Source organism: Streptomyces sp. NPDC030183, from assembly GCF_055573455.1.
In genome coordinates this window covers 214417-227845 of the sequence record NZ_JBVIBK010000009.1, presented here as the reverse complement: position 1 = coordinate 227845, position 13429 = coordinate 214417, and the positions used below count along the sequence as shown (strand labels likewise).

At 72.9% G+C, this 13429-nt stretch carries 11 protein-coding genes; 3 read left to right on the top strand and 8 right to left on the bottom strand.

The annotated features are described in order from the left end of the window. Nucleotide 1: 1 nt before the first annotated feature. The 6 genes from ACZ4Z2_RS13540 to ACZ4Z2_RS13515 form a co-directional block, all read right to left on the bottom strand. Nucleotides 2-2206 carry a protein kinase domain-containing protein gene (locus ACZ4Z2_RS13540; RefSeq protein WP_468075415.1) on the bottom strand — a complete coding sequence of 735 codons (2205 nt, stop codon included), beginning with the start codon at nt 2204-2206 and terminating at the stop codon, nt 2-4. A 152-nt stretch (nt 2207-2358) separates the two neighbouring features. Continuing rightward, nucleotides 2359-5481, bottom strand: a complete 3123-nt coding sequence (locus tag ACZ4Z2_RS13535) for an efflux RND transporter permease subunit (protein WP_468075413.1) — start codon at nt 5479-5481, stop codon at nt 2359-2361. 154 nt (nt 5482-5635) lie between these two features. Continuing rightward, nucleotides 5636-6325 (bottom strand): response regulator, encoded by a 690-nt coding sequence (locus ACZ4Z2_RS13530; RefSeq protein ID WP_468075411.1) that lies wholly within the window; start codon nt 6323-6325, stop codon nt 5636-5638. A gap of 23 nt (nt 6326-6348) precedes the next feature. Further along, nucleotides 6349-7584 carry a sensor histidine kinase gene (locus ACZ4Z2_RS13525; RefSeq protein WP_468075409.1) on the bottom strand — a complete coding sequence of 412 codons (1236 nt, stop codon included), beginning with the start codon at nt 7582-7584 and terminating at the stop codon, nt 6349-6351. Nucleotides 7585-7791: 207 nt separating this feature from the next. After that, the gene (gene pspAA, locus ACZ4Z2_RS13520) at nt 7792-8070 is read right to left on the bottom strand and encodes a PspA-associated protein PspAA (protein ID WP_468075407.1); all 279 of its coding nucleotides are present in this window, start codon (nt 8068-8070) and stop codon (nt 7792-7794) included. 36 nt (nt 8071-8106) lie between these two features. After that, complete coding sequence (locus tag ACZ4Z2_RS13515) at nt 8107-8901, bottom strand: PspA/IM30 family protein (protein WP_079049790.1); 795 nt, start codon at nt 8899-8901, stop codon at nt 8107-8109. A 334-nt stretch (nt 8902-9235) separates the two neighbouring features. On the opposite strand from ACZ4Z2_RS13515, the gene ACZ4Z2_RS13510 reads away from it, so the two are divergent. Both ACZ4Z2_RS13510 and ACZ4Z2_RS13505 read left to right on the top strand, forming a co-directional pair. Next, on the top strand, nt 9236-9865 hold the full coding sequence (locus ACZ4Z2_RS13510; RefSeq protein ID WP_468075405.1) for a DUF3043 domain-containing protein: 630 nt from the start codon (nt 9236-9238) through the stop codon (nt 9863-9865). 83 nt (nt 9866-9948) lie between these two features. Next, nucleotides 9949-10659 (top strand): class I SAM-dependent methyltransferase, encoded by a 711-nt coding sequence (locus ACZ4Z2_RS13505; protein ID WP_468075403.1) that lies wholly within the window; start codon nt 9949-9951, stop codon nt 10657-10659. Between the two features lie 173 nt (nt 10660-10832). On the opposite strand, the gene ACZ4Z2_RS13500 is transcribed toward ACZ4Z2_RS13505, so the two are convergent. Further along, the gene (locus tag ACZ4Z2_RS13500; RefSeq protein ID WP_468075402.1) at nt 10833-11045 is read right to left on the bottom strand and encodes a hypothetical protein; all 213 of its coding nucleotides are present in this window, start codon (nt 11043-11045) and stop codon (nt 10833-10835) included. Between the two features lie 124 nt (nt 11046-11169). Between ACZ4Z2_RS13500 and ACZ4Z2_RS13495 the strand changes: the two genes are divergently transcribed. Then, nucleotides 11170-12375: a bifunctional adenosylcobinamide kinase/adenosylcobinamide-phosphate guanylyltransferase gene (locus ACZ4Z2_RS13495; protein ID WP_468075400.1), complete on the top strand. Its 1206-nt coding sequence runs from the start codon at nt 11170-11172 to the stop codon at nt 12373-12375. Here the strand turns inward: ACZ4Z2_RS13495 and ACZ4Z2_RS13490 are convergent. Next, nucleotides 12364-13275 (bottom strand): class I SAM-dependent methyltransferase, encoded by a 912-nt coding sequence (locus ACZ4Z2_RS13490; protein WP_468075398.1) that lies wholly within the window; start codon nt 13273-13275, stop codon nt 12364-12366. The two genes, ACZ4Z2_RS13495 and ACZ4Z2_RS13490, sit on opposite strands and share 12 nt — an antisense overlap. Nucleotides 13276-13429 lie beyond the last annotated feature (154 nt).

The window sequence follows — 13429 nt, the reverse complement described above, 5'->3', positions numbered from 1 at the left end:
CTCACCCCGAGACGGGCCTCGGTTTCCGCTCGGGGTGGGCCGGGTCCAGTGAGCAGAGGGTGCCGTCGGAGATCGCCACGACCAGCGCGCCCTCGTAGAGCATGGCCCGCTGCCGGAACGAGCCGAGGTAGGCGGGCGCCGTCCGGGGCAGGGTCTCCCACAGCAGGCGGCCCCTGCGCTCGTCGAGGGCCGCGATCCGGCCGCTGGAGCTCACCAGGTAGACGGTGCCCGTGCGCCGGTCGTACACCGGGGTGCCCGGCTGCTCCAGGCTGGTCCTGACCCGCCACAGCCGCTTGCCCGTCCGCGGCGACACGGCGGTGACCCGGCCGCTGGACTCGGTGAACAGCACCTTCCGGTCGGCCATCGTCGGCCTTCCCGTGTACAGCCCGGGCAGCTTGGTGGTGGTACGGGCCCCGCTGTCCGGGTCGACGAGCACGAACGAGGTGAACCCGCTGTCGATCGAGGTGTCGGGGTCCCGTTCCAGTGCCAGGGCCACCCGCTCGTCGTACTCCCCGAGGAGGGTGGCGTCGAGCGGGACCTCCTGCTGCCGGGCCGATCCGTCGGTCGTGTCCACGGACACGAGCAGCGCGTGCCCGATCGCGGTCCGCGCCGCCCGCGTGTTCGGGACGCAGTACGCGTACAGCCGCGTGGCCGCCGTCCTGGTCGGGTCGCAGTTGTGGTCGGCGGGGAACTCCACCGTCCAGCGCGCGGCACCGGTGCGCGGCGCCCGGGCCGTCGCCGTGCGGCCGCCGACTTCCGGGGCTAGGACGAGGTCGCCGGCGAGCCCGAGGGGAAGATCGAAGTTGGTGATCTCACGGGTCCACAGCCGCTTGCCCGTCCCGGCGTCGAGGGCCAGGAGATAGGAGGGGTCCTGGACCGGGGCCCCGGAACTCACGGTCTGGCGCACCAGTACGGTGCCGTCCCGGACACCGAGGACGGTCGAGGAGTATTCGCTGCGCTCCGTGCCCGCCGGGGCGGTGTCGGCGCGCCACACCGTTCTGCCGGTGCGGCCGTCCACCCGGACCGGCAGGATCCCGTCGCCCCCGCAGTGGACGGCGTCTCCCGCGACCACGCACTCGGGGTCGTGGCCCGGCGTGCCGCCGCTCGCCGCCAGCGGCTTGCGGGCGCCGGACGACGCGGTCTCGAACACCGTCGTCTGCCAGGGCTTCCAGCCGTCGGGCGGCGAGCCCCAGCGGGAGATCGGGGACGGCGCGGGGGTCGTCGCCTCACCGCTCTCCGCCCAGCCGGGCACCAGCAGATACGCCGTCAGCCCGAGGACCAGCGCGCCGACGGTCCCGGCCGCCGCCAGCACGGGCCGGCGCCGGAGCCGGCGGCCGGGACGGGTCACCCCGTGGACGTCCACGGCCGGTGTCACGGTCGCCGGCTCCTCCGGGTCCCCCTCGGGCAGGACGGCCGCGAACGCCTCCGCCAGCTCGTCGAGGCCGGGGCGGCCGGCGGGCTCCTTGACGAGGCACCGCTCCAGGACCGCGCGCAGCGGCCGCTCCACCTCCTCCAGCACGGGCTCGTCGTGGATCACGCGGTACGCCGTCAGATAGGGGCTGTCGGCGTCGAAGGGCCCCCGGCCGGTGAGGCTGAACACCAGCAGGCTGCCGAGGGAGAAGACGTCCGAGGCGGGGCCGACCGTGCGGGCATCGGTGAGCTGCTCCGGGGACATGAAGGGCGGGGTGCCGATCATCTGTCCCGTCTCGGTCAGGGTGTGGTTCTCGGCGGCGCGGGAGATGCCGAAGTCGATGACGCGGGGGCCGTCCCCGGCCATCAGGACGTTGGCCGGTTTCAGGTCCCGGTGCACGACGCCGGCCCGGTGGATCTCCCGGAGCGCCTCGACCAGGCCGAGGGCCAGGCGGCGCAGTTCGCCGTCCCGCAGCGGGCCCCGGTCGCGGATCCGCTGGGCGAGCGAGCACCCGGGCACGTACTGGGTGGCCATCCAGGGGCGCACGGCCTCCGGGTCGGCGTCCACTACGGACGCCGTGAAGGCGCCGCTGACCCGGCGCACGGCCTCGATCTCCTGCCGGAACCGGGTGCGGAAGACGGCGTCCTCGGCGTACTGGGCGTGCACCACCTTCACCGCGACCTCGCGGCCGGACCGGGTTCTCGCCCGGTAGACGACGCCCATGCCTCCGGTGCCGAGCCGGTCGACCAGCCGGTAGCCGCCGACCGATTTCGGGTCGTCGCTGTGCAGCGGCACGCCCGCATCCCTCCCCCGTGCGACCTGTGCAGGCCATGAGCCGGCTGTGAAGCCGTGAAGCAGTCGAGCGCCAGGATACGTAACCCGGGACAACGCGGCGGCCGGGCACCGGGCCGTGTCGGTCCGGTGCCCGGCCTGGCCGGTCGCGGGGGTCACACCCCGGCGGTCTCCGTCCGCTCGGAGGGGGAATCCGTCGCGGCGGACGTGGCGCCCGCACGCTTCAGGGCCTTCTTCTTCGCCCGGCGCTCCTTGCGGATCTCGACGATCGTGTAGAGGGTCGGGACCAGCAGGAGGGTGAGCAGCGTCGAGGTGATCAGACCGCCGATCACCACCACGGCGAGCGGCTGGGCGATGAAGCCGCCCTCGCCGGTGATGCCCAGGGCCATGGGCAGCAGGGCGAAGATCGTCGCCAGGGCCGTCATGAGGATGGGGCGCAGGCGGTGGCGGCCGCCCTCGATGACCGCCTCGACGGTGCCGTAGCCCTGTCGCCGGTACTGGTTGATGAGGTCGATCAGCACGATCGCGTTGGTGACCACGATGCCGATCAGCATCAGCATGCCGATCATCGCCGGGACGCCCATCGGGGTGCCGGTGGCGACCAGCAGTCCGATGGCGCCGGTGGCGGCGAACGGGATGGAGACCAGCAGGATCAGCGGCTGGATCAGGGACCGGAAGGTCGCCACCAGCAGCATGAAGACGATCGCGATCGCGGCGAGCATCGCGAGGCCCAGCGAGGCGAACGCCTCGTCCTGGTCCTGGGAGACACCGCCGATGTCGGCGGTGGCGCCCGCGGGGAGCGTCAGTCCGTTCAGCTTGGCGGTGAGGTCCGCGCTGACCGCGCCGGTGTTGTCGCCCTTCGGCTTCGCCGTGATCGTGGCGGCCCGCTGGCCGTCGATCCGGGTCATGGCGACCGGGCCGTCCACCAGCTCGACGTCCGCGATGGCGCCGAGCTTCACCGGGCCGAGCCGCAGGTTCTTCAGCTCCTCCAGCGTGTCGGCGGGCTTGGCCGACTTGATGACGATGTCCCGCTCGGTGTCGCCGAGGATCGCCCGGCCGCTGGTCGTACCGCGGACGGCCTGGGCGACGGCGGCGCCGAGGGTCTGGTCGTCGAAGCCGGCCGCGGCGGCCTTGTCGGTGGCCCGGACCGAGATGCGGGGCACGCTCTGGGAGAGGTCGCTGGTGACGTCGGTGACGTTGTCCAACGACGCGACCGCGTCCCTGACCTGCTCGGACGCCTTGCGCAGGACGTCCGGGTCGGCGGCCTTCACGACGACGCTCAGGTCCTGGCTGCCGAAGCCGTCACCGGCCGCGATGGTCGTCGTGCCGATACCGGAGAGGTCCTTCAGACCGTCCTCGACGCGTTCCTGGACGTCCTCGGCGGTCGCCGAGTCCTCCAGCATCACGCTGTACGAGGCCTGGTTGGAGTCGGTGCCGCCGCCGAAGGCCGCCATGAAGCCGGAGGAGCCGACGGTGACCTGGTAGTCCTTGACTCCCTCGGTGCCGGCGAGCAGCTTCTCGACCTTCTTGGTCTGCTCGTCCGTCGCGGCGAGGCTGGTGCCGGGCTTCAGCTCCTGCTTGATGCTGATGACCTCCTGGTCGCCCGGGTCGAAGAAGTTGGTCTTCAGCAACGGGGCCATGCCGAACGTGCCGAGGAGGACGACCACCGCGATGACCACGCTGGTGAGCCGGCGCCGGGTCGCGAAGCGCAGGACGGGCACGTAGAAGCGCTGGAGGCGGCTCTTCGCCTCCTTCTCCTCGGCTTTGCGGCGCGCCTCGTCGGCGTCCTCGGGCGTGCCCTTCGGGGCGCGCAGGAACCAGTACGACAGGACGGGGACGACCGTCAGCGAGACGAGGAGGGAGGCCAGCAGGGCCGCCGTCACCGTCAGGGAGAAGCTGCCGAACAGCTCGCCGACCATGCCGCCGGTGAGGCCGATCGGGAGGAACACGGCGACCGTCGTCAGGGTGGACGAGGTGACCGCGCCGGCGACCTCGCGGACCGCGTTGAGGATGGCCTCCTGGCGCTCCTCGCCGTAGCCGAGGTGGCGCTTGATGTTCTCCAGGACCACGATCGAGTCGTCGACGACCCGGCCGATGGCGATGGTGAGCGCACCGAGGGTGAGCATGTTCAGGGAGAGGTCGCGGGTCCACAGGACGATCAGGGCGAGGACCACCGACAGCGGGATGGACACGGCCGTGACGAGGGTGGAGCGGATCGACGCGAGAAAGACCAGGATGACGAGGACCGCGAAGAGCAGTCCGAGGGCGCCCTCGGTGGTCAGGCCGTCGATGGACTTGGAGACCGCCGGGCCCTGGTCGCTGACCACGGTGACGGTGGCGTCCGAACCGAGGTCCCGGCGCATGTCGGCCAGCTTGCCCTCGACGGCCTCGGAGATGGCGACGGCGCTGCCGTCGCGGTCCATGGTGACCATGACCGCGAGGCTGGGCTCGCCGTTGGTGCGGGTCAGGGAGTCGGCCTTGGCCTCCTCCTCCTTGACGGTGGCGACGTCGGCGAGGCGCACGGGCTTCTTGCCGCCCTCGCCACGCACCCTGAGGTCCTCGATCTGCTGGAGCGAGGTGTAGCCGCCGCCGACCTGGACGGTGCGGTTGCCGCCGTCCTCGTCGAAGGAGCCCGCGGGCATGGTGACACCGCCGGCCTGGAGGGCCTGGGAGAGGGCCATCGTGGTCAGGCCCGCCTTCGCGAGCTTCGCGTCGTCGGGGGTGACGGTGACCTGGAGGTCGCGTACGCCGTCGACGGTGACCTGGCCGACGCCGTCGATGTCTTCCAGGGTGGGGACGACCGTGCGGTCGATCCGGTCGGCGAGGGCCTGCTGGTCCTGGTCGGAGGTGACGGCGAGGACGACGGTCGGCATGTCGTCCGTCGAGCCGGCGATCACCTGCGGGTCCACGTCGTCCGGGAGCTGTGCGCGGACCCGGTTGACGGCCTGCTGGACATCGGCGACGAGCTGGTCGGTGCCGGGGCCGTAGTCGAAGGACGCCATGATCAGGGCGTTGCCCTCGCTGGCGGTGGACGTGACGCCCGTGATGCCGTCGACGGATTCGAGGCTGTCCTCGACGGGTTCGACGACCTGCTTCTCGACCACGTCCGGGGAGGCGCCCTGGTACGGCGCGAGCACGGACACCATCGGCAGCTCGATGGTGGGCAGCAGTTGCTGTTTGAGCTGGGGTATCGCGATCGCCCCGAAGGCGAGCGCGATGATCGACACCAGACCGACGAGGGCCCGTTGCGCGAGGCTGAACCGAGACAGCCAGGACATGGGTGACCTGATCTCTCTTCTGTGGCAGGAGCGGAGGAGGAGCGCCGATGTGCGCTCACCCCACACCCTGGGCCATGGAGGATCCCGTTCCGTCGCTCCGGAGGTCCATTTCCTTATCCCGCGCATACTCCGGCCGCAGTAGTACGGGTGGAGTTCACTCCACCCTTGGGCGTACCAGGCCCGACTCGTAGGCGAAGACCACCAGTTGGGCCCGGTCGCGGGCGCCGAGCTTGGCCATGGCCCGGTTGACGTGGGTCTTCACCGTCAGCGGGCTCACTTCCAGCCGCTCGGCGATCTCGTCGTTGGACAGGCCCGCGGCGACGTGCACGAGGACCTCGCGCTCCCGGCCGGTCAGGGTGCCGAGCCGTTCGGAGCGGGCGGTGTCGGTCCCGTCGTCCCCGGCCGGGTCGCCGGTCTGCGCGAGGAACCGGGCGATCAGGCCCTTGGTCGCGGACGGCGAGAGCAGCGCGTCCCCGCCGGCGGCGACCCGGATCGCGTTCAGCAGTTCGTCCGGTTCGGCGCCCTTGCCGAGGAAGCCGGAGGCGCCGGCGCGCAGGGACTGCACGACGTAGTCGTCGACCTCGAAGGTGGTGAGGATGACGACCCGGACCTGGTCCAGCTCGGGGTCGGCGCTGATCATGCGGGTGGCGGCGAGACCGTCGGTGCCGGGCATCCGGATGTCCATCAGCACGACGTCGGCCCGCGTCTCCTTGGCCAGCCGTACGGCCTCCGCCCCGTCCGACGCCTCCCCCACGACCCGCATGTCCGGCTCCGAGTCGACGAGCACCCGGAAGGCGCTGCGCAGCAGGGCCTGGTCGTCGGCGAGCAGGACGCGGATGGTCATACGGGGTCCCCCGGTGCGGTTGGTCAGGGTCGCGCGGGCTCTTCCGCGCGGGCCGTGCGGCTGGTCAGCGGCAGGATCGCATGGACGCGGAAGCCGCCGCCGTAGCGGGGGCCGGTGGTGAGGGTGCCGCCGAGGGCGGTGACGCGTTCGCGCATGCCGAGCAGGCCGTGGCCGCCGCCCGCGCCGCCGGCGTCCGGGGTGCCGGTGTTCCCGGCGCCGTTGTCGAGGACCGTGATCTCCACGTCGGTTCCCACGCGGACGACGCTGACCTCGGCCTTCGCCCGCGTCCCCGCGTGCTTCTGCACATTGGTGAGGGCTTCTTGGATGACGCGGTACGCGGCGAGGTCGACGGCGGCCGGGAGGGTGCTGCCCTCGTCGGCCCGGACCACCTCGACGGCGAGGCCCGCGCTGTGGAAGGTGCCGACGAGTTCGTCGAGCCGGGTCAGGCCGGGGGCGGGTTCGGTGGGGGCCTCGGGGTCGCCGGACTGGCGGAGCAGGCCGACCGTGGCGCGGAGTTCGCCCAGCGCCGAGCGGCTGGCCTCGCGGACGTGGGCGAGGGCCTCCTTGGCCTGGTCGGGCCGTTTGTCCATGACGTGCGCGGCGACCCCGGCCTGGACGTTGACCAGGGCGATGTGGTGGGCGACGACGTCGTGCAGGTCACGGGCGATGCGCAGGCGTTCCTCGGCGACGCGGCGGCGGGCCTCCTCCTCGCGGGTGCGTTCGGCCCGTTCGGCGCGTTCCCTGATGGCCGCGACGAAGGCCCGGCGGCTGCGGACGGCGTCACCGGCGGTGCCGGCCATGCCGGTCCAGGCGAAGATGCCGATGTTCTCCTGGTCGTACCAGGGGGCCGGGCCCACGAGCATGGCCGTGGCGGTCAGGACGGTCATGGTGAGGAGGCCGACCCGCCAGGTGGTGGGGCGGTCGGTGGTGGAGGCGACGGTGTAGAGGGCGATGACGGCGGCCATCGCGACGGGGGCACGGGGGTCGCCGGTGACGAGCTCGCCGAGGGTGAGCGTGGAGGTCGCCGCCAGGACGGGGAGGGGGGCGCGGCGGCGGGCGACGAGGGTCGCGGCGGCGAGCGCCATGAGGGTGATGCCGACGGCGTCGGGGGTGCGGGTGCCCCACTTGCCGGGGTGCTCGGTGTGGGGGTCGACGAAGGAGCCGGCGAGCATGAAGGCGAGGACGCCGAGAGCGAGGGCCGCGTCCAGCGCGAGGGGGTGCGCGGTCAGCCAGGTCCTGGTGCGCTGGAGGGTGCTCACGGGGGTTTACGGTACGGGGCCTCTGCGGGGTGCGGTAGCCGTGGGGGCGCTCCCCGCCGGGGCGCCTTCCGGCTCGGGAGGGCGGCGGTTCGTCGGCGGGTGCGGGTTCGTGGGGGCTTGTCGCGCAGTTCCCCGCGCCCCTGGGAAGGGGAGTGCGCCCCTTCCCCCGTGACCCGGGAAGGCGGCTGCGCCTCCTTCCCCCAGTCACTAGCCCGGGATCAGGCCGTCGTCGCTCAGCATCTCCCTGACTTCCTCCAGGGTCGCTTCCGGGGACGGGAGGATCAGCTCGGAGGGTTCCAGGGAGGTGTCGGGGAGGGGGGTGCCCAGTTCCCTGACCTTGGACAGAAGGGCGTGGAGGGTGCGGCGGAAGCCGGGGCCGTCGCCGCTCTCCATCTCGGCCAGGAGCTCGTCGTCCAGCTTGTTCAGCTCGGCGAAGTGACTGTCGGCCAGCTCCACCTGCCCCTCCCCCATGATCCGTACGATCATGTCGCCCTCCTCAGGCACGGGACTCACACGGGATGACTACTGCTTGTCGAAGCGCGGGGTGTCCTGGCGCTGGGACTGCTGCTGGGCGGAGCCCTGGCCGCCCTCGATGGCCTGCTGCCCGGACGTGCCTCCCGCCAGCTCGGCCTTCATGCGCTGGAGTTCCAGCTCGACGTCCGTACCGCCGGAGAGGCGGTCCAGCTCGGCCTGGATGTCGTCCTTGTGCATACCGGACGGGTCGTCGAGGGCACCGGAGGCGAGCAGTTCGTCGATGGCGCCGGCGCGGGCCTGGAGCTGGGCCGTCTTGTCCTCGGCGCGCTGGATGGCGAGACCGACGTCGCCCATCTCCTCGGAGATGCCGGAGAACGCCTCCCCGATCCGGGTCTGGGCCTGGGCCGCGGTGTAGGTGGCCTTGATCGTCTCCTTCTTCGTACGGAAGGCGTCGACCTTGGCCTGGAGCCGCTGCGCGGCGAGGGTGAGCTTCTCCTCCTCGCCCTGGAGGGTGGAGTGCTGGGTCTCCAGGTCCGTCACCTGCTGCTGGAGCGCGGCACGCCGGGAGAGCGCCTCGCGGGCCAGGTCCTCACGGCCCAGCGCGAGCGCCTTGCGGCCCTGGTCCTCCAGCTTCGAGGACTGGGACTGGAGCTGGTTGAGCTGGAGCTCCAGGCGCTTGCGGGAGGTGGCGACGTCGGCCACACCGCGCCGCACCTTCTGCAGCAGCTCCAACTGCTTCTGATACGAGTAGTCGAGGGTCTCGCGCGGGTCCTCGGCCCGGTCAAGGGCCTTGTTCGCCTTCGCGCGGAAGATCATCCCCATACGCTTCATGACACCGCTCATGGGCTTCGCGCGCCCCCTTCTGACGGACTCCAGCTCACCGATTGCTCGACAGAACCCACAGTACGGGCCCTGCATCCATTACCGCACTGTTCGGGGACGGATGCGCTCCTCCCCAAGGACGACTGTGGACGGCGCCGATCCGGCCTAGGGAGTAGGTGCCCCTCGGGGTTGTGTACGAGCGGACCCCCGGAACGCCTCCGCTCCCCTACGGACGGATCTTCACCGCACTCCCCCGTTTCCGTCTCATCCGGTTCCCCGGTCCACCTTCGGTCCCGTTCTGTCCCCAGCACAGACGCAGGGTGTTGCCGGATCGTTCCCCACGGGGCTGGGGTCCATGCCCCGGCACCCCGTACCCTTGGGTTTTGTGTTTCGTAGCCGCGCCAAGAGCGAGAAGGAAGCGGTCGCCGAGAAGGCGTCGGTGACCGACTCCAAGCAGACCCGTGACCCGCAGGCCCCCAAGGGGCGGCCCACTCCCAAGCGGAGTGAGGCCCAGTCCCAGCGCCGCAGCGTCGCCAACACGCCGACGTCGCGCAAGGAGGCGGCCAAGCGTTCCCGTGACGAGCGGCGCGCCGCGCTGGAGAAGCAGCGCCAGGCGCTGGCCACCGGCGACGAGCGCTATCTGCCCGCCCGGGACAAGGGTCCGGTCCGCCGGTTCGCCCGTGACTACGTGGACTCGCGTTTCCACATCGCCGAGTTCTTCCTGCCGCTGGCCGTGATCATCCTCGTGCTCAGCATGGTGCGGGTGCCGGCCCTGCAGAACATCGCGCTGCTGCTGTGGCTGTTCGTGATCATCCTGATCGTGGTCGACTCGATCGGCCTCGGCATCCGGCTGAAGAAGCAGCTGAACGCCCGCTACCCGGACGAGAACAAGAAGGGCGTCGTCGCCTACGCGCTGATGCGCACCCTTCAGATGCGTCGTCTGAGGCTGCCGAAGCCGCAGGTCAAGCGCGGAGAGCGGCCCTGAGCACGACGGCTTTCTCCGGGGACGCCGCCGAGGCCTGGCTCAACCGGCTGGGGACGCTGCGTGAGGTCGTACGCCAGGAGCTGGTGGCCCGCCAGGTCGACGAGCAGATAGCCGCCCGCTTCCCCGTGGGGCAGCGGCTGCGGGTGCTCGACGTCGGGATGGGGCAGGGCACGCAGGCGCTGCGGCTGGCGCGGGCCGGGCACGAGGTGACCGGCATCGAGCGGGAGCCGCGGCTGATCGCCGTGGCGCGCGAGGCGCTGGCGGCGGAGCCCGAGGGCATCCGCGGCCGGATGCGCATCGTCGAGGGGGACGGCCGGGACACCGGTGTGCACTTCCTGCCCGGCGGCTTCGACGTGGTGCTCTGCCATGGCGTACTGATGTACGTCGAGGAGCCGGACGCCCTGCTGGCGGGGCTGGCGCGGATGCTGGCGCCCGGCGGGCTGCTGTCGCTGCTCGTGCGCAACGGCGACGCGCTCGCGATGCGGGCGGGGCTGGCCGGCGACTGGGCGGGGGCGCTCGCGGCGTTCGACACGACCGCGTACCGCAACCGGCTGGGGCTCGATGTGCGGGCGGACCGGCGGGACGCGCTGACGGACACGCTCGGCGGGATCGGGGCGCCGCTGCACGCCTGGTACGGGGTGCGCGTGTTCACGGACCTGGCGGCCGACGACGCGCTGGTGCCGGAGAGCCGGGAGGCTCTGGAGGCGTTGCTGGCGGCGGAGGAGCGGGCCGGGCGGACGGATCCTTACCGGCAGGTGGCGGCGCTGCTGCACCTGTGCGGGGTGCGGGGTTAGGTTGTCGCCCCCGCCGCCCCTTCCCGTCCCGTCCTGAAGGGGCTGTGCCCCTTCGACCCCCTTCGGGCGCGTCGCGGCTCGGGAGCGTCGCTTCTTCGGCGGGTGCGGGCTCGATGTGGTTGGTCGCGCGGTTCCCCGCGCCCCTGGCGGGGCGCGGGGGTTGTCCTCGGCCGTTATGCCTCCTGCGCGTGCAGGCTCATCGGGCCGTAGATCTCAGTCGTGTCCTCGAAGAGGCGGACCTGGTCGGCGCCGCCGTCGAGGAGGGCCTTCCACTGCTCGCCGATCCATGACTCGGCGTCCCCCTGGGTCGTGAACTCCTCGGGCTGGACCGCGGGCTGGACCTCCGTCCCGTCGGCCTTCTCGAACCGCCACGTCCATGCCGCCATGTGAGCCTCCGTAAGTACCGGCCCGGCACCGCTCACCGGCGCCGAGCAAGATCCGGTTCACCCTGAGCCTAGTCGGACGCACAAGACCTGCGGGGGTTCCTCGGGACGCGGGAAAATCGGGGGTGTGGAACTGACACTGCTCGGCACCGGCGCCCCCGCGGGGCTCCCCCGCCCCGACTGCCCGTGCGCGACGTGCGCGACCGCGCTCGGCGAAGCCGCGCGCGGGGCGACCGCGCTGCTCGTGGACGGCACACTGCTGCTCGACCTCACCCCCGGCGCCGCCCTCGCGGCCGCGCGCGCCGGGCGCTCACTCACCGGCGTACGGCAGGTCCTGCTGTCGCATCCGCACGCCGGGCCCCCCGTGGAGGTGCCGGCGGGGCTGCCGCAGCCGGGGCGCGTGCCGGACGGGCGGGAGCTGGCGCTGCTGACCGGCCACCGGGTGCGGGCCCAGGCGCTGGACTCGCCGGGCACGGGGTACGCGGTGACCGGGCCGGGCGGGCAGCGGCTGCTGTACCTGCCGCCGGGGAGCGCGCCCGCCGGGCTGGAGGAGCGGTACGCGGAACCGTACGACATGGTGCTCGCCGACGTCCTGGGGCGGCCGGACGCGCTGGCGCGGCTTCGGGCGGCCGGTGCCGTGGGGCCGACGACCGATGTCGTCGCCGTGCACCTGGACCACGACGTGCCACCGGGCGCCGAGCTTCCGCGCCGGCTCGCGGCGGCGGGCGCGCGCGCCGTACCGGACGGGACGACGCTGTCGGTGGGCGCCTACGAGGACGTGCCCGACGTGCCGCGCCGAACGCTGGTGCTGGGCGGGGCGCGGTCCGGGAAGTCGGTGGAGGCGGAGCGGCGGCTGGAGTCGTTCCCGGACGTGCTGTACGTGGCGACCGGCGGCACCCGCAACGGGGACGGCGAGTGGGCGGCGCGGGTCGCCGCGCACCGTGAGCGGCGGCCCGGTTCCTGGCGCACGGTCGAGACCTGCGACCTCGTCCCCCTGCTCAAGGAGGAGGACGGGCCGCCGCTGCTCATCGACTGTCTGTCGCTGTGGCTGACGGACGCCATGGACGAGGTGGGGGCGTGGGACGACGCGGAGTGGGCGGGCGGCGGGGAGCGCGCGCTCCGGGCGCGTGTGGCCGAGCTGGCGGAGGCCGTACGGCAGACCCGCCGGACCGTCGTCGCCGTCTCCAACGAGGTGGGGTCGGGGATCGTGCCGGCCACCGCCTCCGGGCGCCGCTACCGGGACGAACTCGGGCGGCTGAACGCGGCGTTCGCGGCGGAGTGCGAGCACGTGCTGCTGGTCGTGGCGGGTCAGGCGCTGCCGCTACGGGGCTGAGGGGTCGGGCGGCGGGGCCACGCGGGCGGACGGAAGCGCCGTGCGGCGCGCGATGATCCGGTGCGCGCGGGGCGGGAAGGGGGCGCAGAAGCGTGTGGCGACCACTTCGTAGCCCAGCGACCGCAGTTCGGCGAGGAGGTTGCGCAGGGGCATGAGGTGGAGCGGGCGGGGCCGGTCGTACGCCGTGCCCGGCCACCGGCGGGCGACGTTCAGGGTGCCGAAGGGGCGGGCCGGGTCCGGGATCTCGACCAGGAGGTGGCCGTCGGGGCGCAGGACGGCGCGGGCGGCGCGGAGTTCGGCGCGGGGGTCCGCGGTGTGCTCCAGGTGGTGGAACATGCTGACCACGTCGTAGCGGCCGCGCAGCCGGGCGGTGATGTCCGGGTCGGTGAGGAGGCCCTGGTACGCCTCCTCGATCCGTCCGGCCGCCCGTGCCCGTTCGACGCGTGCGGTGGGGTCGACGCCGTCGAACGCGGTGTACGGGTGCACCTCGCGCGCGGCCTCCGGGAAGTAGCCGTGCCCGGTACCGACGTCGAGCCAGCTCTCCGGCTCGGGGTACGGCAGCATCGCGCGGGCTGCGGTGCGGTGGTGCCGGCGGCGCAGCCGCCCGGCGAGGTTGGAGCGGATGTGGCCCTCGGTGGGGTGCCGGTGGTGGCGCAGGAGCAGTCCGTCGGCGGTGGGCGGGGGGTTCTGGAAGGCGTGCGCGCAGTCCCGGCACTCGTCCATCACGAACGTGCCCGGTGTGCGCCGCGGCCCCTCCGGCGCCCGCACCCGCGTCCGCAGCCGCCGGGAGCCGCACCAGGGGCAGTCGTCCCGGCGCGGCTCCTGGAAGGGGTCGGCGCCCGGGGCGAGTTGGGCGGGGGCCGGCCGTGGGGCGGGATCGGGCCGTGGGGCGGGGGGCATGGCGGCTCCTGAGGGCGGCGACAAGAACGCGAATATCTGAACATTCACCTCAAAACGGTACGTAGGTGATCGCGGTCCGGGGCGCAATGACGTGCCGGTGGCGGGGCGAACGACCCGTGGGCGGGCCGGTGCGGGTCTGTCCGCCGCTGGTTGC